The following is a 21,654-nucleotide window of genomic DNA, read 5'->3' as shown; positions in this document are numbered from 1 at the left end:
TGGCGCCGCCGGAGCCGACCCGGCCTCAGCGCGCGGACTGCTCCAGCCAGGCCGACAGTTCTTCCGCCGCCGCGTCGGTCGCGGCGGTGAGCGCCTTCACGCCGCCCGGCGCATCCGCCGTCGGCGCCGGCCGCTGCACGACCACCGTGCGCTGTCCGACCAGCCGTTCGCCCTGGGGCGCGTTCTCCACCAGGGTGGCGCGCAGCCGGATCACGCCGACGCTGTCGGTCGTCGAGCGGAACACCTGGCTGAACTCCTCGAGCTGCAGCCGCAGGATGCGCGGCGCAGCGTCGCCGATGCGCTGCTGCGAGACGATGTCGTCGGTGCTCAGCACCGCGCGGCGCTGGCCCAGGTGCTCGCGCACCCGCTGGCGCACCAGCTGTGCCGGCGGGATGCTCCAGCGCGACTGGGCGTAGGGCTGCAGCTGCTGCGCGTCGGCGTACTGCAGGCGGAACAGCACCGCCGCGGTGTCGGCCACGCCGGCGGTCTCGATCTCGTCGAGCGCGATCGGCGGCAGCGATGCGCGGCGGTCCTGCGGCTCGGCGGTCATCGCGCCGGGGCCGAAGTCGTAGAGCGTCGGCCGCGACGGCCGGTCCGGCAGCGCCGAGCAGCCGGCCAGTGCCGCCGCCAGCACGAGAGCGGCACCGAATCGGGCTCCTGCGCCCGCTGAGCCTGCGCGAACAGCTACATTTTTCATAGCAACGAGAGTCGAAGCGGTCGGTCGTGTCATTTGCGGTTTCCTTCGCCGGGGGCGGTGAAGCCCTGCTCGCCCGGGCCCGGCTTGGCCTGGCCGTTGCCGAAGATGAGCGACTGCGGGTTGTCGTTGATGCCGGTGACGGTACGGCTCAGCTGGCGCATGGCGCGCGAAGCGTCGTCGGTCACCCGGTTGATGCGCGGCAGCGTGGTGCTGCCGATCACGTCCACTGCATGGCTGAGCGCGCCGGTGCCTTCGGCCAGGCGGTCGAGCGGGCCGTCCTTCTCGTTGAGCCGCTTCGCGGTGGTCTGGATCTCGCGGGCGGTGGCCGACACGTCGTTGGCGGCAGTGGTGAGCGAGCGCATCGTCGTGCCGGCGTCGTTCATCGTGCGCGGCAGCGCGGCGAGCGCCGGATCGACCCGCTCGACCAGCGTGGTCTCCAGCCGGGCGGTGAGCGCCGCGATGTTGTTGCTGGCCTTGGCGATGCCGTCGAGCGAGGTGGCGACGCGCTGCAGGTTCTGGTCGCCCAGCAGCAGGTTGGCGCGCCGGGTCACGTCCTCCACCTGCGACAGGATCTGCGGCAGGCTCTCGGTCAGCTTGCCGAGCTGCGACGGCTTGATCGGCAGGCGGGGGATGCCGTCCTCGCCCGGGGGCGGCACGGCCTGCGGCTTGCCGTCGTCGTCGAGCTGCACGAAGGCCAGGCCCGTCACGCCCTGGTAGGCGAGCGTGGCGAAGGTGCTGGGCGTGAGCGGCGTGCCGTCCTGCACGGCGATGCGCACCAGCACGTTGCCGGTGTTCTGGGGGTCGAAGCCGATCTGCGTCACCTTGCCGACCGGCACGCCCTTGAAGCGCACCGGCGCCTGCAGCTGCAGGCCGGTGACGGTGTCGTCGGTGGATATCTCGTAGTCCTGGTAGCTGCCGGAATCCCGGGTCAGCCAGACGGCCAGGCCGATCAGCAGGGCGGTGAGCACCAGCACGAAGATGCCGGCGGCCATGGCGTGCGATTTGTTTTCCATCGGGGTCAGTCCTGTGCGCCGGCGGCGGCGGATCGGGCGGGAGAGGGAGCGGGCGGATGCGGCTGCGCCGGCGCGTGGACGGGGGCGTCCGTGGGTGCGTCCTCGGGGGCGTCCGTGGCGGTGGCAGCCTCCTGCGCCTCCGGGTGGTCGGGCGGCAGGTCGAGCAGTTCCACCGCCTGGGGCGGCGTGCCCATCGCGCGGCGGCCGCGTTCGCCCAGGAAGTAGTCGCGGATGAACGGATGGTCCACCGCCGCTACCTCGGTCGGGCTGCCGTCGGCCACCACCTTGCGGTCGGCCAGCACCGCCACGCGGGTGCTGAGCGCGAACAGCGTGTCGAGGTCGTGCGTCACCATCACCACGGTCAGGCCGAGCTCCTGGTGCAGCGAGCGCAGCAGTTCGACGAACGCATCGGAGCTGCTCGGGTCGAGGCCGGCGGTCGGCTCGTCGAGCAGCAGCAGCGGCGGGTCCATGATCAGCGCGCGGGCCAGCGCCACCCGCTTGACCATGCCGCCCGACAGGTCCGACGGCGCCTTGGTCGCGTCGCCCGGCTTCAGGCCGACCATCTGCAGCTTGACCATCGCGGCCTCGCGCGCCAGGGCGGTCGGCAGCGTCTTCAGCTCGCGCAGCGGGAAGGCGATGTTGTCGAGCACGCTGAACGCCGAGAACAGCGCACCGTGCTGGAACAGCATGCCGACGCGGCTCGACGCACCGCGCCGACCCATCTGCGAGGCCGGCTCGCCGAGCACGGTCACCGTCCCCTGCGCCGGCGTCTCCAGGCCGAGCATCTGCCGCAGCAGCACCGTCTTGCCGGTGCCCGAGCCGCCGACCAGCGACAGGATCTCGCCCTGCCGGATGGTGAGTGCCAGGTCCTCGTGGATCACCACGCGCTTCTTGCCGGTGCCGAAGGCGGTCCAGAGGCCCGCGATCTCGACGACCGGCGGTGCGTCGTCGCGCCCTGCCTCGTCCAGGGCACCCGAGGATCCGGCTTCGCCGGTCCTTTGGGTGCGCCCCTCTTCGGGCAAAGCCACGGAAGGGGGGGTGGAGGGCCGCGGCTCCGTGCATGCCTGCGCAGGCACGGACGGACCGTAACGGCCGTCTTCTCCGGGGACGGCCCCGGGCGCAGCCGCTTGGGGGGTTGTACTCATCACGTGCCCACGTTGCGGAAGACGATGGCGAACAGCGCATCGACCAGGATCACGACGGTGATCGACGTGACCACCGACGAGGTGGTCCCCTTGCCCAGGCTCTCGGTGTTGGGCTTGACCCGCATGCCGTAGTGGCAGCCGACCAGCGCGATCAGGATGCCGAACACCATCGACTTGAACACCGCGATCAGCAGGTTCGGCAGGTCGACCGCCTGCGGCAGCGCATTCACGAAATAGGCGGGCGTCACGTTCATCGCCAGGTCGGCCGCGAGCATGCCGCCGGCGAGCGAGGTGACGGTGGTCCAGACGCCGATCAGCGGCATGACGATCGCCAGCGCCAGCGCCCGCGGCATCACCAGCCGGAAGCCGTGAGAGATGCCCATCACCCGCATCGCATCGAGTTCTTCCGTGACCCGCATCACGCCGATCTGCGCGGTGATCGCCGAGCCCGACCGGCCGGCGACCAGGATCGCCGCGAGCAGCGGCCCCAGTTCGCGCACCAGCGAAATACCGAGGATGTTGACGATGAAGGATTCGGCGCCGTACTGGCGCAGCTGCAGGCTCATCAGGTAGGCCAGCACCACACCGATCAGGAAGCCGACCAGCGCGGTGATCGGCAGCGCGGTGGTGCCCATCTGGTAGAGGTGGCCCGACACGTCGCGCCACGGCCCGGAGCGTGGCGAACGCACCAGCCGCAGCAGGTCGAGCAGCAGCTGGCCGATCAGCACGACCAGGTTGCGCGCCTGCGTCCCGGTGTGCAGCACCCGCCGGCCGAGCCCATCGACGGCGCGCATCCAGGTGGGCGGCTTCTCGTTCGGGACATCGACCGTGAAGCGCTCGATGCGTTCCAGCATGCTGCGCTGGGCATCGGTCGCCTGCACGTCGGCCGGCCACTGGCGGCCCCAGCGGTTCCAGAGCAGCTGGGCGCCGACGTGGTCGAGCTGGTCGATCGCTTGCAGGTCCCACGCCGCGCCGGACTGCGCGCTTTCTAGGTCGGCATCCACCTCGCGCCAGACGCTCCGGTGCGCGAGCTGCGCCGCGGTCCAGCGCCCTTCCAGCCGCAATGCGGCGCCGGAGGAAGACGATGCGTCGCGCACGATGCGGGGGGCGTGGTCCTCCATGGGCAGGGATCAGGGCGGTATGGTTCGGGTTGATCAGAAATGGCTGAGCCGATGCTAGGGGAGCGCCTGCGCATGCCGGTGTCAGCCAATCGCGCATTGTGGCGCGGTAGCATGCGCCGGACCGCCCGGCCGACAGGGCGGCATTCCTGCATCACGGAGACAAGCACCTTGGCCGAAGAATCCAGCGCCGCGCATTTCGATTTCGTGGTCGTCGGGGCCGGCACCGCCGGCGCCCTGCTCGCCAACCGGCTGTCGGCCGACCCGCGCCACCGGGTGCTGCTGATCGAGGCCGGACGGCGCGACGACTACCACTGGATCCACATCCCCGTCGGCTACCTCTACTGCATCGGCAACCCGCGCACCGACTGGCTCTACCAGACCGAGCCGGCCGCCGGGCTCAACGGCCGCACGCTGCGCTACCCGCGCGGCAAGACGCTCGGCGGCAGCAGCAGCATCAACGGGATGATCTACATGCGGGGCCAGGCCCGCGACTACGACGGCTGGGCCGCCGCCACCGGCGACGACACCTGGCGGTGGGACCAGGTGCTGCCCGCCTTCATGCGCCACGAGGACCACTACAAGGGCGGCGACGCCCTGCACGGCGCGCGCCGCGCGCCGGAACCCGGCGCCCCGAAAGCCCGCCGCACCACGGTGGACCGCAGCATCGGCGGCGAATGGCGGGTGGAGAAGCAGCGGCTGCGCTGGGACATCCTCGACGCGTTCGCGGCCGCTGCCGCTGAGGCCGGCATTCCCGCGACCGAGGACTTCAACCGCGGCGACAACGAGGGCGTCGGCTACTTCGAGGTCAACCAGAAGAACGGCTGGCGCTGGAATACCGCAAAAGCCTTCCTGCGGCCGGCCTGCTACGGCCGGCCCAACTTCGAGATGTGGACCGGCGCGCAGGTGATGCGGCTCCTCACCGAACGCGATGCAGACGGCGGCCTGCGCTGCACCGGCGCCGAAGTCTGGGACGGCCACCAAACGGTCACCGTGCACGCGGCGCAGGAAGTGCTGCTGGCCGCCGGCGCGATCAACTCGCCGCAGATCCTGCAGCTCTCGGGCATCGGCCCGGGCGACCTGCTGCAGCGCCACGGCATCGTGCCGGTCTGCGACCTGCCGGGCGTCGGGGCCAACCTGCAGGACCACCTGCAGATCCGCTCGGTCTACAAGGTGCAGCCGACCTCCCGGGCGCACGCCACGCTCAACACGCTGGCCGGCTCGCTCTGGGGCAAGGCGCGCATCGGGCTGGAATACGCCCTGCGCCGCACCGGGCCGATGAGCATGGCGCCGTCGCAGCTCGGCGCCTTCACCCGCAGCGATCCGCAGCAGCCCTACCCGAACATCCAGTACCACGTGCAGCCGCTGTCGCTCGAGGCCTTCGGCGAGCCGCTGCACACCTTCAGCGCCTTCACCGCCAGCGTCTGCAACCTGAACCCGACCAGCCGCGGCACGGTGGAGATCCGCTCGCCGCGCTTCGACCAGGCCCCGGCAATCGCGCCGCACTACCTCTCCACCGACGAGGACCGCCGCGTGGCCGCCGACTCGCTGCGGGTGACGCGCCGCATCGTGGCGCAGCCGGCGCTCGCCGCCTGGCGGCCAGAGGAATGGAAGCCCGGCCCGCAGTACCAGACCGACGAGGAACTGGCCCGGCTGGCCGGCGACATCGCGACCACCATCTTCCATCCGGTCGGCACCACCCGCATGGGCCGCGCGGACGACCCGCTGGCGGTGGTCGACAGCCGGCTACGGCTGCGCGACGGCCGCGGCGGCACCGTCGCCGGCCTGCGGGTGGTGGACGCCGGCGTGATGCCGGCGATCACCAGCGGCAACACCAACAGCCCGACGCTGATGATCGCGGAGAAGGCCGCGGGCTGGGTGCTGGAGGATGCGGCCCGGCGCGCCGGGCACTAGCACGCCGTTGCGGCAGTCGTGGCTCAGCGCAGCCCGCCGACGTAGCGTGGCCCGTCGGGGCCGCCCGCCGGCCGGGGCGGCAGCCCGTTCTGCGACGGAGCGAAGAGCCCGGAGTCCGGCGGCACCGATGCCGCGGGCGGCGCCGGCGGCGGGGGAGCCGCCACCGTGCGCAACCCCATCGCCACCTCCAGCCGCGTCGCCCAGTCGGCGAGCTCCGGCCGCTTCTCCTCCACCGCGGCCGCATGCGCGAAGCGGGTCATGGCGGCGGCGTATTCGGCATTGGCGGCCATCCATTCGGTGTCCGTCACCCGGCCGGTGATGCGCCGCAGCAGCACATGCAGATGGGCGGCGATGGCGATGCGTTCGCTGTCGGTCATGGGGGTGGTCCTGGCGTCGGTCCTGAAACGGCAGCGATCAGCCACCGATACGTTCGCGGTGCTGCGCGATGTCGAGGCCGTGCTGCTCCGCGACCTCGTCGACCCGCAGTCCGACCAGCAGCCGGGTGATCCACAGCACCAGCGCGGTACCGCAGGCGCCGTAGCCGAGCACCGCGACGGCACTCAGCGCCTGCACCAGCACGTTGCCTTCCGCGCCGCCGACCACCGGATCGGCGAACACGCCGGTCAGCAGGCAGCCCACGATGCCGCCGATGCCGTGCACGCCGAACACGTCGAGCGCGTCGTCGGCCTGCAGCAGGCGCTTCAGGCCGGTCGCGCCCCAATAGCAGGCCAGGCCCGCGATCAGCCCGATGGCCAGCGCCGCGCGCGGCCCGACGAAGCCCGAGGCCGGCGTGATCGCCACCAGCCCGCCTACCGCGCCGGAGCACAGGCCCAGCAGCGACGGCCGGCGCCGCATCACCCATTCCCCCGCCATCCAGGCCAGCGCCCCGCCGGCCGCGGCGATGTGCGTGACCGCGAAGGCGAGGCCCGCCCGGCCGTCCGACGCCACCGCCGAGCCGGCGTTGAAGCCGAACCAGCCGACCCAGAGCAGACCGGTGCCGGTCATCGTCAGGCCCAGGTTGAAGGGCTCGAACGGCTCGCGGCCGTAGCCGGTGCGCGGCCCGAGCATCCAGGCGCAGACCAGGCCGGCGATGCCGGCGTTGATGTGCACCACCGTGCCGCCGGCGAAATCGAGCGCGCCGCGCTGAGCCAGCCAGCCGCCCGGCTCCCAGACCCAGTGCGCGACCGGCACGTACACCAGCAGCGACCAGAGCGCGGTGAACCAGAGCATCGCCGAGAAGCGCATCCGCTCGACGAAGGCGCCGACGATCAGCGCCGGCGTGATGATCGCGAAGGCGAGCTGGAACATCGAATAGACCGACTCCGGCACCTGCGGCGCGATGTGGCTGACGGCGATACGGCCGGCGTCGCGGGCGTAGTCGAGCCCGGCGAACCACAGCCGGCCGGTGCCGCCCAGGAAGCCGTTGCCCGGTGTGAAGGCCAGCGAATAGCCGACGCCGTACCAGAGCACCGTGACCAGCGCCGCCACGGCGATCACGCTGGCCATGGTGTTGAGCACGTTCTTGCGGCGCACCATGCCGGCGTAGAACAGCGCAATGCCCGGCAGCGTCATCAGCAGCACCAGCGCGGTGGCGGTCATCATCCAGGCGGTGTCGGCGGCGTGGATCTGGTCGAGCGGCACCAGGCCGGGTTGGGTGGGCGTCATGCGGGCGTTCCAGCAGGAGTCGTGCCACGGCCGCCGCACCGGCGCGGGGCCGGAGCCCGGGTAAATCCTATGCACCAAACGCGCGCAGGCGCCTACAGTCACGCCACTCGCGAGCGGGCCGAGCGCCCGCTGGGGCGGGGGACCGAGGAGACAGACACACCCAACCAGAATCAGATGAATGGCCGAAGCATCCTTCCGAGATGCCGGCCGCTCGACACGGCGCCATCCCCGCGATGGCGCTTTTTTTTGCCCGCGCGCCGGCTGGTATCGGATACTTTTCGGGCTCCTGCGCCCGCCCCACCTGCGCACCACGCTATCAAACTCATAGCGTCGTGCGACAATCGCCGGAATGGAACTGCTCTGGGTCTCGTTGGCGGCGCTGCTCGCCGGGTTCGTGGATGCGATCGTCGGCGGCGGCGGGCTGGTGCTGACGCCGGTGCTGTTCACCGTGTTCCCCGGGGCGCACCCGGCGACGCTGTTCGGCACCAACAAGGCGGCCTCGGTCTGGGGCACCGGCTTCGCGGCGCGCCAGTACCTGCAGCGGGTGTTGCTGCCCTGGAACGTGGTGCTGCCCGCCGCGGCGACCGCCTTCGGTGCGTCCTTCGCCGGCGCCTGGACGGTGACGCTGGTCTCGCCCGACGCGTTCCGCCGGCTGCTGCCCTTCATCCTGCTGGTCGTGCTGCTCTACACCCTGGCCAAGAAGGAACTCGGCCGCCACCATGCGCCGCGCGGCACCGGCCGGTCCGAGGTCGCGCTGGCCTGCGCCATCGGCGGGGCGATCGGCTTCTACGACGGGTTCTTCGGCCCGGGTACCGGCAGCTTCCTGGTGTTCCTCTTCGTGCGGCTGCTCGGCTACGACTTCCTGCACGCCTCGGCGTCGGCCAAGGTGCTCAACACCGGCACCAACTTCGCCGCGATGCTACTGTTCGCCTGGAAGGGCCACGTCTGGTGGCACTTCGCGGTGGTGATGGCGGTGGCGCACATCGTCGGCAGCCTGCTCGGCGCGCGCATGGCGCTGCGCCACGGCACCGGGTTCGTGCGGATCATGTTCATCGGCGTGGTGAGCCTGCTGATCTGCAAGACGGCGTACGACGCGTTCCTGCGCTGACGGCCGCAGCCACGCGGCGCGGGCCGGCTCAGTCCGCCACCAGCGGCAGCGCCAGCACGAACACCGCGCCGCCGCCCTCGCGCGCCTCGCAGCGGGCCTCGCCGCCGTGGCGCTCGGCGATCGAGCGCACCAGCGCGAGGCCGAGGCCGACGCCGCCCTCGCGCTCGCTCGCGCCGGGCAGCCGGTAGAACGGCTCGAAGATGCGTTCGCGCAGTTCGGCCGGCACGCCCGGGCCGCGGTCGCAGACCCGCACCACCGCCCGGCCGCCTTCCTGCCGCACGATGGCGGTGATGTCGCCCGCGCCGTAGCGCCGGGCGTTCTCCAGCAGATTGCGCACCGCGCGCCGCAGCAGCTTGGCCACGCCGCGCGCCTGCACGTCGCCGCCGCCGGGCGCCAGTTCCAGTTCGGCGCCGGTGCGGGCGCATTCCTCGGCCGCCAACCCGACCAGGTCGATCGTCTCGACCGTGCCCATGTCGGCTTCCTGCGCGTCGAGCCGGCTGGCCAGCAGGATTTCGTCGATCAGCTGGTCGAGCTCGGCGATGTTGCGCGAGATCTCGTCGCGGAAGGTGGACGAAGGTGTGGTCCCCATCAGCTCCAGCCCCATGCGGATGCGGGTGAGCGGCGAGCGCAGTTCGTGCGAGGCGTTGGCCAGCAGCGACTTGTGCGACTGCACCAGGTGCTCGATCCGCGCGGCCGCGTGGTTGAAGCGGCGGGCCAGAAAGGCGACCTCGTCCGAGCCCTGCTCCGGCACCCGCGCCGACAGGTCGCCGCGGCCCCACTGCTCGACGCCGGACTGCAGGTTCTCCAGTCGCCGGGTGAGTTTGCGGATGATCGGGTAGGTGGCGAGCGCCACCGCCACCGCCACCAGCCCGAGGGTCCAGAAGAAGCCGAACGGCGGCCGGTTCCAGAAATTCCGCGGCGGCCGCGGCAGGTGGATGTTGAGCACCCGGCCGTCGGTCATCGTGACCGCGAATTCCGGCCCCGGTCGGCGCGGCGGATGCGGAGGACCGGCGGCCGGACCCCGTGCTTCCGCGCGCGCCTCTTCTTCTTCCTGCCGCTCGCGCCGCGGCCGGATCACCCCGCCGCCGACCACCTGGCCTTCGGGCGTGCGCACGACCACCTCGCGCAGCGGCGGGTCCGACGCCATCTGCCAGGCCCAGCCGACCATCAGCGTCAGCACCGCCACCGCCAGCACGACTGCGAGCCAGATACGAACGTAAAGCCGCTGCGTCAGCCGCGAAAGCGGCCCGGGCCGCTTGCGGCCGACGGAGGAGGGAGGGGAAACGACCATGGGGAAGGGCCTCGTACGGGCGGTTCTTTTGGGACCAGCGCGGATCCGGTTCTGCCGGTCTGCCGGTGGCGCCCCCCGGCAAGGGGACGGACAGGCGGGGCGCACAGCGCGCAGCCTGGAGGTGTGCCTAGTCCTGCTGCTTGGCGAAGACGTAGCCCACGCCGCGCACCGTCAGGATGCGCTTCGGGTTCTTCGCGTCGGCCTCGATCGCCGCGCGGATGCGGCCCATGTGCACGTCGATCGAGCGGTCGAAGGCCTCCAGTTCGCGGCCGCGCACGGCTTCCATGATCTGGTCGCGGCTCAGCACCCGGCCGGCGCGCTCGGCCAGCGCGATCAGCAGGTCGAACTGGTAGGAGGTGAGTTCGGCCGGCTGGCCGCCGACGGTGACGGTGCGGGCGTCGCGGTCGATCTCCAGCGAGCCGAAGCGCATCGTGCGCGACGCAGCGGCCGGGCCGTCGGTGCGGCGCCGCAGGATCGCCCGGATGCGCGCCAGCAGTTCGCGCGGCTCGAAGGGCTTGGGCAGGTAGTCGTCGGCGCCGAGCTCCAGGCCGATGATGCGGTCCATCGGATCGCCCTTGGCGGTCAGCATCAGCACCGGCACCTGGGCCGCCGCGCCGGGCAGCGCGCGGATGCGGCGGCAGACTTCCAGCCCGTCGATGTCGGGCAGCATCAGGTCGAGCACCACCAGGTCCGGCATCGCCGCGGCGGCCGCGCCGCCCTCGCCCTGCAGCCGCTCCAGGCCGTCGCGGCCGGTGCCGGCATGGGCCACGCCAAAGCCGGACTGCGTCAGGTATTCGCCCACCATCTGCGCCAGGCGGGCGTCGTCTTCGATCATCAGGAGTTGCGCGGTCGTCATCGGGGAAACCTCCATGCGGCCATGGTGCGCCGGGCGCCGCAGGCCGCGGTGTCGCGGCCGTAAAGTTAGGTAAACGCCGGCCTGCGGCCGACCCGCGCCGCCCATGCGACCAGTACCAGCACCGGCAGCCCCAGCAGCGCGGTGCCGACGAAGAAGACCGGATAGCCCCAGGCGTCGATCGCGAGCCCCGAATAGCCGGCCAGCCACTTGGGCAGCAGCAGCATCATCGAAGAGAAGAGCGCGTACTGGGTTGCCGAATATTGCAGGTTGGTCAGCCCCGAGAGATACGCGATGAAGGCCGCCGATGCGATGCCCGCCGCCAGGTTGTCGGCCGCGATCACCGCGACCAGCCCGCCCACGTCGTGGCCGCGCCCGGCGAGCCAGGCGAACAGCAGGTTCGACAGCGACGACAGCACCGCCCCGAGCATCAGCACCCGCATCACGCCCAAGCGCATCGCGAGCACGCCGCCCACGAAGGCGCCGGCCAGCGTCATCACCACGCCGTAGACCTTGGTGACCGCCGCCACCTCGTCCTTGGTGTAGCCCATGTCCACGTAGAACGGATTGGCCATGATGCCCATCACCACGTCGCTGATCCGGTAGGTGGCGATCAGGGCCAGCACCAGCACCGCCTGCCAGCGGTAGCGCTGGACGAAGTCGGCGAACGGCGCCAGCACCGCACCGTGCAGCCATTCGGCCGCATTGCGTGCCGGCGGCAGCGCCCGCGGCGCGGGTTCGCGCGACAGCAGCACCGTGGCGATGCCGACCGCCATGCTCGCCGCCATCGCCAGGTAGGCGAAGCGCCAGGCCAGCGGCTGGTAGCTGCCGGCGCCCGGCACCTCGGCCCGCGCGGCCAGCCACAGCACGCCCGCCCCGGACCAGATCATCGCCAGCCGGTAGCCGGTCTGGTAAGTGGCCGCGAGGGCGGCCTGGCGTTCGGCATCGGCCGACTCGATGCGGAAGGCATCGAGCGCGATGTCCTGCGTGGCCGATCCGAAGGCCACCAGCAGCGCGCATCCCACCACCGCGCCCAGTCCGGCCCGCGGATCGCTGAGCGCCAGGCCGCAGAGGCCCGCGACCACGACCGCCTGCGCCAGCAGCAGCCAGCTGCGGCGCCGGCCCAGCCGGCGGTGCAGCAGCGGGATCGGCAGCCGGTCCACCAGCGGCGCCCAGACCCATTTAAAGGCGTAGGCCAGTCCGATCCAGCTGAGGAAGCCGATGGTGGCGCGCTGCACGCCCGCCTCCCGCAGCCAGAAGGACAGGGTGCCGAAGACCAGCAGCAGAGGCAGCCCGGCCGAGAAGCCGAGCGCCAGCATGCGCAGGCTGGCGGGCTCGCGGTAGACCCGCAGCGCCTCGCGCCAGCTCCGCCGTGCGGCGGGCGCCGACACGGCGGCAGGGGATGTAGGAAGGTTTCGGGGCGCCGCGGCGGCGGGGGGGTTCGCGTAGTTGTCCGACATGGTGTCCTGGGGTGGCTTCCTATTATTGGTCGCCATGTGCCGACTCTGCGACCTCAAATCCCCCCTGCGTCCCGCTACTTCGGCGACCGGGTTCCGACGGCGCAGCTTCGTCGCGCTGGCCGGCGCTGCAGCAGTAGGCCCCGTGGCGGCCCAGGTCGATGTCGGCCGGAGTTCCTCCCTCCGCAACCTGGTGCCGGCCGAGACGCTGGAACAGGCCGCCGCGCAGCAGTACCCCGAACTGCTCGCCAAGGCCCGCGCACAGGGCGCCCTGGCACCCGACAACAACCCGCAGCTGATCCGGTTGCGCACCATCTCGCGCCGGCTGATCCCGTTCGCACCGGCCTGGAACCAGCGCGCACGCGGCTGGAACTGGGAAGTGAACCTGATCGGCAGCAAGCAGATCAACGCCTTCTGCATGCCGGGCGGCAAGATCGCCTTCTATACCGGTATCCTCGACCAGCTGAAGCTGACCGACGACGAGACCGCGATGATCATGGGCCACGAGATGGCGCATGCGTTGCGCGAGCATGCCCGCGCCCGGGTGGCGAAAACGCAGGCGACGGAGATCGGCATTTCGCTGGCCAGCCAGCTGTTCGGCCTGGGTCAGCTCGGCCAGACCGCCGCCGGCCTGGGTGGCCAGCTGCTGACGCTGCGCTTCAGCCGCGCCGACGAAACCGATGCCGACATCGTCGGCCTGGAACTCGCCGCCCGTGCCGGCTACGACCCGCAGGCGGCCGTATCGCTGTGGGAAAAGATGGGCCGCGCGGGCGGCGGTTCGAACGGACCGAGCTTCCTGTCGACCCACCCGAGCGGGCCGGAACGTATCCGCGAACTGCAGGCCAACGTGCCCAAGGTCGAACCGCTCTACCGCGCGGCGCAGCGCGGCTGACGCTCCGCCCGCGTCGGCGGGTCAGGTCCCGCCGACATAGGGGTTGCTGCGCCGTTCGCGGCCGAAGCTGCTTTCCGGACCGTGGCCGGGCACGAACACCGTGTCGTCGCCCATCGGCCAGAGCTTCTGCACGATGCTGTCGATCAGCGCCTGCGGGTCGCTGCGCGGGAAGTCGGTCCGGCCGACCGATCCGGCGAACAGCACGTCGCCCACGAACGCCCGCTTCGAGGGCGCATGGTGGAACACCACATGGCCCGGTGTATGGCCCGGGCAGTGGCGGACCGCGAACGTGTGTTCGCCGAGCGTGACCGTGTCGCCGTCGTGCAGCCAGCGCTCCGGGACGAAAGGGCCCGCCGGCGGAAAGCCGTAGGCCCGCGCCTGGGCGGCGAGGCCGTCGATCAGGAACTGGTCTTCCGGATGCGGGCCGACCACCGGCAGGCCTTCCCGCGCCACCAGTTCCGCCACGCCGCCGGCATGGTCGATGTGCGCGTGGGTCAGCCAGATCGCTTTCAGCGCCACGCCGCGCTGGCGCGCTTCGGCCAGCAGCCGGTCCACGTCGCCGCCCGGGTCGATCAGCACGCCCTCCATCGTCGTGTCGTCCCAGACGAGGGAGCAGTTCTGCTGGAAAGCGGTGACGGGGATGGTGTGGTACTGGAGCATGGGCCGCATTCTCGGCCATCGCCGCCGTGCTCGCGCGGGCCCTGCGCCAAAGTCCGGCCGCCGGTCTTACCGCCGCGGCGCCGCTGTCCTACGCACAGGTCGGCATGTCCGACACGAAGGTGGTTCGACACGCCGTGCGGCCCTGCCGGAGCGCCCTGTTCGCCCTCCCCCGGCCGCCATCGACCATCCACCGAGTACTTCCATGCTGGCCATGAACTACCGCGGACCCTACCGGGTACGCGTCGACGAACGGGCGGAGCCCGAGATCGAGCATCCGCAGGACGCGATCGTGCGCGTCACCCGCAGCTGCATCTGCGGCTCCGACCTGCACCTGTACCACGGCCTGGTGCCCGACACCCGGGTCGGCACCACCTTCGGCCACGAGTTCACCGGCGTGGTGGAGCAGGTCGGCCCCGACGTGCAGCGGCTCAAGGTCGGCGACCGGGTGCTGGTGCCGTTCAACATCTTCTGCGGCAGCTGCTTCTTCTGCCGCCGCGAGCTGTTCAGCAACTGCCACAACGTGAACCCCGAGGCCACCGCGGTCGGCGGCATCTTCGGCTATTCGCACACCACCGGCGGCTATGCCGGCGGCCAGGCCGAGTACGTGCGGGTGCCGATGGCCGACATCGGCCCGACGGTGCTGCCGCCCGAACTCGACGAGGACGACGCAGTGCTGCTGACCGACGTGTTTCCCACCGGCTACCAGGCGGCCGAGATGGGCAGCATCCAGGAGGGCGACACCGTCGTCGTTTTCGGTGCCGGCCCGGTCGGGCTGTTCGCCGCGCGGTCGGCGTGGTTCATGGGCGCGGGCCGGGTGATCGTCGTGGACCACGTCGAATACCGGCTGGCCTTCGCCCGCACCTTCGCGCACTGCGAGACGGTCGACTTCAAGTCGGTCGACGACATGGCGATCCACATCAAGAAGATGACCGACGGCCTGGGCGCCGACGTGTGCATCGACTGCGTCGGCGCCGAGGCCGCCGGCAACTTCGCGCAGACCCTGACCGGCGTGAAGCTCAAGCTGCAGGGCGGCGCGGCGACCGTGCTGCATTGGGCGATCAATTCGGTGCGCAAGGGCGGCCATGTGTCGATCGTGGGCGTGTACGGGCCGACCTTCAACGCGCTGCCGATCGGCAATGCGGTCAACAAGGGCCTCACGCTGCGGATGAACCAGGCGTCGGTTAAGCGCCACCTGCCGCGGCTGATCGAGCATGTGCTGGCCGGCCGCATCCGGCCGCGCGACATCATCACCCACCGGCTGCCGCTCGAGGAGGTGGCCGAGGGCTACCACCTGTTCTCCAGCAAGCTCGACGACTGCATCAAGGTCGTGCTGCTGCCGCCCTCGGCACGCGCATGAACCCGACGGAGGCTCCCATGGCAGACGACGCACGCAAAGACACCGACACCCCCGTGGCCCCGCGCCACGCCCACATCCCCGGCTGGGGCGTGGACCGCGACCCGGCCGACCGGCCCGCCGTCCCGATGGAACGCATGCCCGCACGGCTCGAGGGCGTGCGCTGGACCGAGCCGGCGCAGCAGCCGCAGACGGTGGAGGTGCTCTGCTCGACCGAGCGCGACAGCACCCTCACGCCGATCTACGGCAGCACCCTGCCGCCGCACGGCGCGAGCGGCGGCCTGCGGCGTGCGGCCTTCCGCTACAGCGAGAACGACCTGCGCCACTGGCTGATCCTGCTGCTGGCCGACCGCACCGACATGGTCGAGGGCGTGCTCGACGACCTGCGACGCGGCCATGTGCCCAACCTGGTCGCCGAGATGGGCCTGAAGAGCGCCTGGAAGCACGACCGCGAAGGCGTGCTGCGTAAGCTGGCCTGGACTGCCGGCACCGCGGCGTTCCTCGGCGTGCTGGCTTGGCGCCGCAGCACGGCGCGCCGGCGCCGCTGACCGCGGCACGCACATCCGGACGACCCCACGAAAGCCCTCGATGACCCCCGCCACCCAACGCCTGCTGCCCTACGCCACCAACATGGTCCGGCTCGACCACACCCATGTGGTCGCGGCCTTCCACCAGTACCGCACCACCGACAGCCCGCGCATCAAGCGTGGCCTGGCCGACCAGATCTGCATCGCGCTGGAAGTGCATGCGCAGCTGGAGGAAGAGATCTTCTATCCGGCGGTGCGCGCCGTCTCCGACGACGAAGCGGTGCAAAAAAGCGTGCCCGAGCACGACGAGATGCGCCGACTGATCGCGCGGCTGCGCAGCCTTTCGGCCGACGACCCGGCCTTCGACAACACCTTCATGGAACTGATGCGCGACGTGCTGCACCACGTGGCCGACGAGGAAACCATCCTGCTGCCGATGGCCGAACGCTTGCTGCAGGACCGGCTCGGCGAACTCGGCCTCGCGATGACACGGCGGCGGCTGGAACTCGTTGTGCCGCGCAGCCTGGAAGTGGCGTCGAGCATCGCGCGCTCGGTGTCGTGGTCCACCGTCGCCACCGTGGCGGCCACCGCCACGGCGGTCGCGGCGCTGTGCGTCGCGCGGCAGCGGCGCTATTGAGGGACCCCCGCACCACGCCCGCGGCGACCGGCTTTTTTCTTCAGGAGACTTCCCATGCCCGACGACAAGCAGCAGACCGGCGGCCAGGACCGCCGCCGCATCAACCTGCACGAGGACTACGAGGTGCGCGACTGGGCGCACCGCTTCGGCATCACGCCCGAGCAACTGCGGTCGGCGGTGGGCGCCGTCGGCGACCAGGCGGATGCGGTGGAAGCGCATCTGGCGCAGTCCCGCCGCGGCGGCGACTGAGTCGCCAGCGTCAGCGCGGACCCGCCACGGCGCGGCCGTCGGCACCGACCACCGGTATGCCGTCCTCCTTGGCGAACGCGCCCTGCTGCGGCGACAGGAGATCGAGCACCAGTTCCGACGGCCGGCACAGCCGCGTGCCCCTCGGCGTGACCACGATCGGCCGCTCCAGCAGGACCGGATGCTGCACGATGCACTCGATCAGCCGGTCGTCGGTCCACGCCGGATCGTCCAGGCCCAGTGCGTCGTAGGGCGTGCCCTTGCGGCGCAGCAGTGCGCGCAGCGACCCGCCGGTGGCCGCGGCGAGCGACTGCAGCGTGGCGCGGTCCGGCGGCGTCTTCAAATACTCGACGACGACAGGCTCCTCGCCGCTGTTGCGGATCAGTGCGAGGACATTGCGGGAGGTGCCGCAGGCGGGGTTGTGGTAGATCGCGACGGTCATGGGCAACGGGTGGGAAAGGAACACGGCCGGGAGGCACTACAGGGCGAAGTCGTAGTCCACGGTGATCGGCGCATGGTCGCTGAATTTCACGTCCTTGTAGATCGCGGCCGTGCGCGCCGTCTCGGCGAGCGCCGGCGTCGCCAGGTGGTAGTCCAGCCGCCAGCCGACGTTCTTCGCGTACGCCTGCCCGCGGTTGCTCCACCAGGTGTAGCAGTCGTCGGTCGTGTCGGGGTGCAGCCGGCGGTAGACGTCCACCAGCCCGCCGCTGTCCTCGGTCAGGTGCAGGAGCTTGCTCATCCAGGCCCGCTCCTCCGGCAGGAAGCCGCTGTTCTTGCGGTTGCCCTTCCAGTTCTTCAGGTCGGCCTCCTGGTGGGCGATGTTGATGTCGCCGCACAGGATGAACTGGCGCTCGGCCTTGAGCTTCATCAGGATCGGATGGAATTCCTCTAAAAAGCGGAACTTGGCCTGCTGCCGCTCTTCGCCCGACGAGCCGCTGGGGAAGTAGCAGCTGACGATCGACAGCTTGCGGGCGGGCGTGTCGAAACGCAGTTCCAGGAAGCGGCCTTCGGCGTCGAACTCGGGCGAGCCGTAGCCGACGATCACCTCGCTCGGCTCGTGGCGGGTGTAGATGCCGACGCCCGAGTAGCCCTTCTTCTCGGCGAAATGGAAGTGACCGTACAGATCGGCCACCCGCTCGAAGCGGCCGGCGATGTCCGCCTGCTGGGCCTTGATTTCCTGCACGCAAATACAATCCGGCGCAGTGGCCGCGATCCAGGCTTCCACGCCCTTGGTCGCGGCCGAGCGGATGCCGTTGAGGTTGAGGCTGGTGAGTTTGAACAAGGAAGACCCCATGCAGGTTGATGGCAGCCGGGACGCTGCGGCGACGACGCCGCTGGCCCAGGAATTCGTGCAGTTCTGTGTCGAGGCCGGCGTGCTGCGCTTCGGCGAGTTCAAGACCAAGGCAGGCCGCCTGAGCCCCTATTTCTTCAATGCCGGCCTGTTCGACGACGGCGCCAAGCTCGGCCGGCTCGCGGAATTCTATGCATCCGCGCTGCTCGACAGCGGCATCGGGTTCGACATGCTGTTCGGCCCCGCCTACAAGGGCATTCCGCTGGTGGCGGCGGTCTCGGTCGAGCTGGCGCGGCGCGGCCGGACCGTGCCCTTCGCCTACAACCGCAAGGAGGCCAAGGACCACGGCGAAGGCGGCACGCTGGTCGGCGCGCCGCTGGCAGGCCGGGTGCTGATCGTCGACGACGTGATGTCCGCCGGCACCGCCGCGCGCGAATCGATCGCGCTGATCCAGTCCGCTGGCGCCGTGCCGCACGGCATCGCGCTGGCGCTGGACCGCCAGGAAAAGGCGACCGAGAACGGCCGCGACGTCGAGCACAGCGCGGTGCAGTACATGCGCGACCGGCTCGGCCTGCAGGTGTGCACCGTCGCGCGGCTGGCCGATCTGCTGCAGTACCTGGGCAGCACCGGCGCGGCCGAGGCGTCGGCCCACCACGGTAGGGTGCTGGCCTACCGCGAACGCTACGGCGTGGACGGCTGAGAAGGCGTCGTCTTCCCATGCCCGGCCGCCGCCCGCGACATGCCGCCCTGCAGCGACCGGTGCTCGCCGGCCTGCTGATGGCGACCGCCGCGGCCGCCCCGCTGCCGGCGGCGGCACAGCCGGCAGTGCCCGGGGCCAGCATCTATGTCTGCGTGGATGCGCAGGGTCGGCGCATCACCTCCGACCGGCCGATTCCCGAATGCCTGAACAAGGAACAGCGCGAACTCGGCCCGAGCGGCGCGCTGCGCCGCACCATCGCACCCACGCCCACCGGCCTGGAAAAGGCCGCGGAAGAAGAACGCCGCAAACGCGAAGCGGCCCAGCGCGCGCAGGCCGAAGAAGACCTGCGGCGCGAGCGCCTGCTGGTGGCCCGGTATCCGAACCAGGCCGCCCACGATGCGGAACGCACCGCCGCCCTGCGCCGGACCGAGGAAGCCGAAACCTTCGCCCGCCAGCGCCTCGCGCAGCTGCAGCAGCAGAAAAAAGACATCGAGTCTGCGATGGCGACCTACCGCCAGCCGCCCGGGCGCCCGGTCCCCGCGTCGCTACGGCAGGAACTGGAAGACAACGCCCGCGCCGCGGCCGTGCAGGAGCGCGCGATTGCGGAGCAGGCGCAGGAGCGGCAGCGGATCGGCCAGCGGTTCGATGCGGAGCTGGCGCGGTTGCGCGTGACCTGGGGCGCGCACGCAGCACCTCCGCCCACAGGACCTTGATCTATTGCGTGCCAGCCTCGGTTAACGCAGAGTTGCGTTGGGTGTCGGCACGGCACGTTTCCCATTGACAGGGGGCTCCAGTGCCACAGCAGAGACATTACTCCAATACAGAACGGTGCCATTTCGATGTCGATGTCGATGTCGATGTCGATGGCGGTGGCGGTGGCGGTGGCGGTGGCGGTGGCTGCTAGCTTGGGTTAATCAAGCAGGCTTACTTCCTCGCGGCGCTGACAGAGGGAGGCTCGACTTGTGTTTTTCCGGCCCGCCCGCTGCGGGGCGGCGGCAAAGCATCGTTGCGGTATTCCCGCATGAACGGATATGGGTCTTCGTAATGGTCGAGTGGCTGTATCGGAAGCCATTCGCGCGGGATGTACGGCGTGTCGATCTCGATCTGGTGGCCATGTCGCCAGGCAAGCTTGGCGTACATCGTGGCATGCGTGCCGATGAAGAAGTGCGTGAATCCGAATTCCAACTGGTCGTTGCGCTTTTTGGCCATCGCGGGCGACGTCAACTCCGTCAAAGCGTCTACCATGCCGGCCTTGTCGCCTTGGGACAGGGCCAGATAGAAACGCTGATCGACCATGCACTTCTTGAGTTTTGGTGGATCTTTGGCGAGCTGCTGCTCGGCCCGATCGCCCAAGGCAGTCCAGTCACCTCTGACAGCCAAGCTCATCTGGTAATGCCTGAACAAGTGGTCGTTCGGATTGAGGGCGTTGCTCAGCCAAGTTTTGCTGGGCTCTATTGCACCAAACCAGCGCAACAGATCGTCCTGATCGCTCAGCAAGAACCAGAAGAAATCGTGTTCTGCTGCCCAACCGACACCCTGCTCGATTGCGTTTATACACATTAATTTAGAAACCACATAACAGTTTTCTTTGAAACCACGAATATCTGCCTCCCCAAACCAACGATAGATAGATCTAGCCTCATGAACACTTTGAAGCGAACGAATACAATTGGACCGACTACCCAAACCGTACGCTATAAGATATTCAGACCTTTCTTCTGGCGAACGGTCTAGCTGCGCATCGGAATGCCCCTTCACGTGAAGAAGCCCTTGCCGCAACAATTCCCCACGCTGGTCTAAAAATTTCATTGCTCAATCCCTCGGTGGAACCAAAACCGATATTAACGTGGCAGTTTTATTTTCTTTGTTTACAACCCCCCACGGCCATTTTCAAAATTCCATTATCCAAGCTTTTCACAACTTCTCGATATGCCTCAGAATTTTCATCTAGTTTTTTGGCGACATTCACCACCCATTGCTCACTCAGTTGAGTAGTATTTCCTAATCCTTTTGGCGAAAGCTGGATATCGCCGTTGGGCTTCATCTGCTTGGCATTGAACACGATGGTGACGTTTCCAGCCCCATCCTGTAGTACGAGATCAAAACCGTTATTGCTGCCGTACTTACCGCCGGAGAGTACTTTCATCCCTGTGCGACGCGCAATTGACGTGAAGAGTTCTTCCGTCAGCGCGCCCGCCTGGTCGCCCTTGGAGGCGATGCGGTTGACCAGTGTCTGCTCGGCAGCGGACAGATTGCCGATGGTGCAGGCCACTTCGCCAACCTTGGTAGCACTGATGTAGCCCTTGGCCGTTGCCTGCGCAACGTCGTCTGCCAGCGCTTCGGCCATTGTGCTGACTGTCTTGATGCCGGGAGGAATGGCGCTGGGCACCAGTGCACCGGAGACGACGCCGGCCGCTGTCTCCATGATCAGCATGCATGCTTCGGGCTTGAGCGCGCAATAACCCGGGGCGCCTCCGAGTTGGGGAAACAGCGTCGCTTCGGCAACCGCCATGCGCCCCGTGGTCACAAGCAGACCAATAGCTGCCTCTGCAGCAGGACCGGCGAAGACGGGTGCTAGCAGCCCCGCTACCGCTTTGACGGTGGTCGCTGCACATTGACCCGGGTTTTCATTGCAGTAGGAGGCGCTATCCAGCGCTCTTGCTACGGTGGCACTTTGGGTCGGATTAACAGCCAGTTGTTGACCGATCCACTGAAGGTTGGCTGCAGCAGCGAAGTTGTCTGGAAGGACTCCGCTGGCGATCAAGCTATCGCGGACCTCAGTGCCGCTGTGCAGGCCGGCGATCAGCGCAGTGCAGCTTCCGTCGCGGTCACAGAGCGCGAGCGCGGCATTGTTGTCGCGACTGATGCTGGTGTATTTCTTGTCGATGGTTTTCTGGCATGCAGCGTCGGCGCCGCAGTCGCTGCGCTCTTTGGCGTAGCGCGTCCATTCGTCGTGCCTGAGGTAGTTGTTCGCCGCCGCATTGGCCCCGGCACCTGCGGCGATCCGGATCTGCTCGGCATTGCCGCCCAGCACGCCCGCGACGACGCCGGCCACCATGTTGGCGAAGGCTGTGGTGTCGGCCCGC

Annotated in this window: 23 protein-coding genes; 9 read left to right on the top strand and 14 right to left on the bottom strand. The window is 69.6% G+C overall.

Features of this window, described 5'->3' with window-relative positions; all coding sequences use genetic code 11:
* Nucleotides 1–25: 25 nt before the first annotated feature.
* From QZ500_RS10720 to QZ500_RS10705, 4 genes are all read right to left on the bottom strand, one after another.
* Entirely contained in the window at nucleotides 26–634 is a 609-nt protein-coding gene (locus QZ500_RS10720) for an ABC-type transport auxiliary lipoprotein family protein (RefSeq protein ID WP_295854945.1), read from the bottom strand.
* 92 nt (nucleotides 635–726) lie between these two features.
* A complete protein-coding gene (locus QZ500_RS10715; RefSeq protein WP_295854942.1) occupies nucleotides 727–1,710 on the bottom strand; it encodes an MlaD family protein in 984 nt (327 codons plus the stop codon).
* A gap of 5 nt (nucleotides 1,711–1,715) precedes the next feature.
* Complete coding sequence (locus tag QZ500_RS10710) at nucleotides 1,716–2,678, bottom strand: ATP-binding cassette domain-containing protein (RefSeq protein ID WP_295854981.1); 963 nt, start codon at nucleotides 2,676–2,678, stop codon at nucleotides 1,716–1,718.
* 176 nt (nucleotides 2,679–2,854) lie between these two features.
* Nucleotides 2,855–3,976 (bottom strand): ABC transporter permease, encoded by a 1,122-nt coding sequence (locus QZ500_RS10705; protein WP_295854939.1) that lies wholly within the window; start codon nucleotides 3,974–3,976, stop codon nucleotides 2,855–2,857.
* A gap of 168 nt (nucleotides 3,977–4,144) precedes the next feature.
* Here QZ500_RS10705 and QZ500_RS10700 point away from each other — a divergent pair, with 168 nt between their 5' ends.
* The gene (locus QZ500_RS10700; RefSeq protein WP_295854937.1) at nucleotides 4,145–5,887 is read left to right on the top strand and encodes a GMC family oxidoreductase N-terminal domain-containing protein; all 1,743 of its coding nucleotides are present in this window, start codon (nucleotides 4,145–4,147) and stop codon (nucleotides 5,885–5,887) included.
* 23 nt (nucleotides 5,888–5,910) lie between these two features.
* Here the strand turns inward: QZ500_RS10700 and QZ500_RS10695 are convergent, their stop codons facing one another.
* Together QZ500_RS10695 and QZ500_RS10690 are read right to left on the bottom strand one after the other, a co-directional pair.
* On the bottom strand, nucleotides 5,911–6,264 hold the full coding sequence (locus tag QZ500_RS10695) for a hypothetical protein (protein WP_295854934.1): 354 nt from the start codon (nucleotides 6,262–6,264) through the stop codon (nucleotides 5,911–5,913).
* A gap of 37 nt (nucleotides 6,265–6,301) precedes the next feature.
* Complete coding sequence (locus QZ500_RS10690) at nucleotides 6,302–7,552, bottom strand: ammonium transporter (RefSeq protein ID WP_295854932.1); 1,251 nt, start codon at nucleotides 7,550–7,552, stop codon at nucleotides 6,302–6,304.
* A 349-nt stretch (nucleotides 7,553–7,901) separates the two neighbouring features.
* Here QZ500_RS10690 and QZ500_RS10685 point away from each other — a divergent pair, with 349 nt between their 5' ends.
* On the top strand, nucleotides 7,902–8,660 hold the full coding sequence (locus QZ500_RS10685) for a TSUP family transporter (RefSeq protein ID WP_295854929.1): 759 nt from the start codon (nucleotides 7,902–7,904) through the stop codon (nucleotides 8,658–8,660).
* Nucleotides 8,661–8,688: 28 nt separating this feature from the next.
* Here the strand turns inward: QZ500_RS10685 and QZ500_RS10680 are convergent, their stop codons facing one another.
* The 3 genes from QZ500_RS10680 to QZ500_RS10670 form a co-directional block, all read right to left on the bottom strand.
* Nucleotides 8,689–9,951, bottom strand: coding sequence for a HAMP domain-containing sensor histidine kinase (locus tag QZ500_RS10680; protein ID WP_295854926.1), 1,263 nt, complete (start codon nucleotides 9,949–9,951; stop codon nucleotides 8,689–8,691).
* 127 nt (nucleotides 9,952–10,078) lie between these two features.
* Complete coding sequence (locus tag QZ500_RS10675) at nucleotides 10,079–10,822, bottom strand: response regulator transcription factor (RefSeq protein ID WP_295854923.1); 744 nt, start codon at nucleotides 10,820–10,822, stop codon at nucleotides 10,079–10,081.
* Nucleotides 10,823–10,872: 50 nt separating this feature from the next.
* Nucleotides 10,873–12,264, bottom strand: coding sequence for an MFS transporter (locus QZ500_RS10670; RefSeq protein ID WP_295854920.1), 1,392 nt, complete (start codon nucleotides 12,262–12,264; stop codon nucleotides 10,873–10,875).
* 34 nt (nucleotides 12,265–12,298) lie between these two features.
* Between QZ500_RS10670 and QZ500_RS10665 the strand changes: the two genes are divergently transcribed.
* Nucleotides 12,299–13,153: a M48 family metallopeptidase gene (locus QZ500_RS10665; protein ID WP_295854917.1), complete on the top strand. Its 855-nt coding sequence runs from the start codon at nucleotides 12,299–12,301 to the stop codon at nucleotides 13,151–13,153.
* Between the two features lie 21 nt (nucleotides 13,154–13,174).
* Here the strand turns inward: QZ500_RS10665 and QZ500_RS10660 are convergent, their stop codons facing one another.
* Nucleotides 13,175–13,813 (bottom strand): MBL fold metallo-hydrolase, encoded by a 639-nt coding sequence (locus QZ500_RS10660; RefSeq protein WP_295854916.1) that lies wholly within the window; start codon nucleotides 13,811–13,813, stop codon nucleotides 13,175–13,177.
* Between the two features lie 202 nt (nucleotides 13,814–14,015).
* Here QZ500_RS10660 and QZ500_RS10655 point away from each other — a divergent pair, with 202 nt between their 5' ends.
* Genes QZ500_RS10655 through QZ500_RS10640 form a run of 4 tightly spaced genes read left to right on the top strand, consistent with a single transcriptional unit; the run spans nucleotide 14,016 to nucleotide 16,580 of the window.
* Nucleotides 14,016–15,170, top strand: coding sequence for a zinc-dependent alcohol dehydrogenase (locus tag QZ500_RS10655; protein WP_295854913.1), 1,155 nt, complete (start codon nucleotides 14,016–14,018; stop codon nucleotides 15,168–15,170).
* 17 nt (nucleotides 15,171–15,187) lie between these two features.
* Nucleotides 15,188–15,715: a hypothetical protein gene (locus tag QZ500_RS10650; protein WP_295854910.1), complete on the top strand. Its 528-nt coding sequence runs from the start codon at nucleotides 15,188–15,190 to the stop codon at nucleotides 15,713–15,715.
* Nucleotides 15,716–15,755: 40 nt separating this feature from the next.
* Nucleotides 15,756–16,331 carry a hemerythrin domain-containing protein gene (locus tag QZ500_RS10645; RefSeq protein WP_295854908.1) on the top strand — a complete coding sequence of 192 codons (576 nt, stop codon included), beginning with the start codon at nucleotides 15,756–15,758 and terminating at the stop codon, nucleotides 16,329–16,331.
* Nucleotides 16,332–16,385: 54 nt separating this feature from the next.
* The gene (locus QZ500_RS10640; protein WP_295854905.1) at nucleotides 16,386–16,580 is read left to right on the top strand and encodes a DUF3606 domain-containing protein; all 195 of its coding nucleotides are present in this window, start codon (nucleotides 16,386–16,388) and stop codon (nucleotides 16,578–16,580) included.
* A gap of 10 nt (nucleotides 16,581–16,590) precedes the next feature.
* Here QZ500_RS10640 and arsC read toward each other — a convergent pair whose 3' ends face one another.
* Together arsC and QZ500_RS10630 are read right to left on the bottom strand one after the other, a co-directional pair.
* Nucleotides 16,591–17,019, bottom strand: a complete 429-nt coding sequence (gene arsC, locus QZ500_RS10635; protein WP_295854902.1) for an arsenate reductase (glutaredoxin) — start codon at nucleotides 17,017–17,019, stop codon at nucleotides 16,591–16,593.
* Between the two features lie 36 nt (nucleotides 17,020–17,055).
* Nucleotides 17,056–17,859 (bottom strand): exodeoxyribonuclease III, encoded by an 804-nt coding sequence (locus QZ500_RS10630; protein WP_295854978.1) that lies wholly within the window; start codon nucleotides 17,857–17,859, stop codon nucleotides 17,056–17,058.
* Between the two features lie 10 nt (nucleotides 17,860–17,869).
* Here QZ500_RS10630 and pyrE point away from each other — a divergent pair, with 10 nt between their 5' ends.
* Nucleotides 17,870–18,568, top strand: a complete 699-nt coding sequence (pyrE, locus tag QZ500_RS10625; protein WP_295854900.1) for an orotate phosphoribosyltransferase — start codon at nucleotides 17,870–17,872, stop codon at nucleotides 18,566–18,568.
* 17 nt (nucleotides 18,569–18,585) lie between these two features.
* Nucleotides 18,586–19,281 (top strand): DUF4124 domain-containing protein, encoded by a 696-nt coding sequence (locus tag QZ500_RS10620; RefSeq protein ID WP_295854898.1) that lies wholly within the window; start codon nucleotides 18,586–18,588, stop codon nucleotides 19,279–19,281.
* A gap of 211 nt (nucleotides 19,282–19,492) precedes the next feature.
* Here the strand turns inward: QZ500_RS10620 and QZ500_RS10615 are convergent, their stop codons facing one another.
* Together QZ500_RS10615 and QZ500_RS10610 are read right to left on the bottom strand one after the other, a co-directional pair.
* On the bottom strand, nucleotides 19,493–20,377 hold the full coding sequence (locus QZ500_RS10615; protein ID WP_295854895.1) for an Imm49 family immunity protein: 885 nt from the start codon (nucleotides 20,375–20,377) through the stop codon (nucleotides 19,493–19,495).
* 46 nt (nucleotides 20,378–20,423) lie between these two features.
* A partial coding sequence (locus tag QZ500_RS10610) for a VENN motif pre-toxin domain-containing protein (protein WP_295854892.1) occupies nucleotides 20,424–21,654 on the bottom strand: 1,231 nt, incomplete at its 5' end.

The organism is uncultured Xylophilus sp., from assembly GCA_913776965.1.
GTDB lineage: Bacteria > Pseudomonadota > Gammaproteobacteria > Burkholderiales > Burkholderiaceae_C > Xylophilus.
The sequence above is the reverse complement of the archived record's forward strand: the minus strand, read 5'-3'. Positions and strand labels throughout refer to the sequence as shown.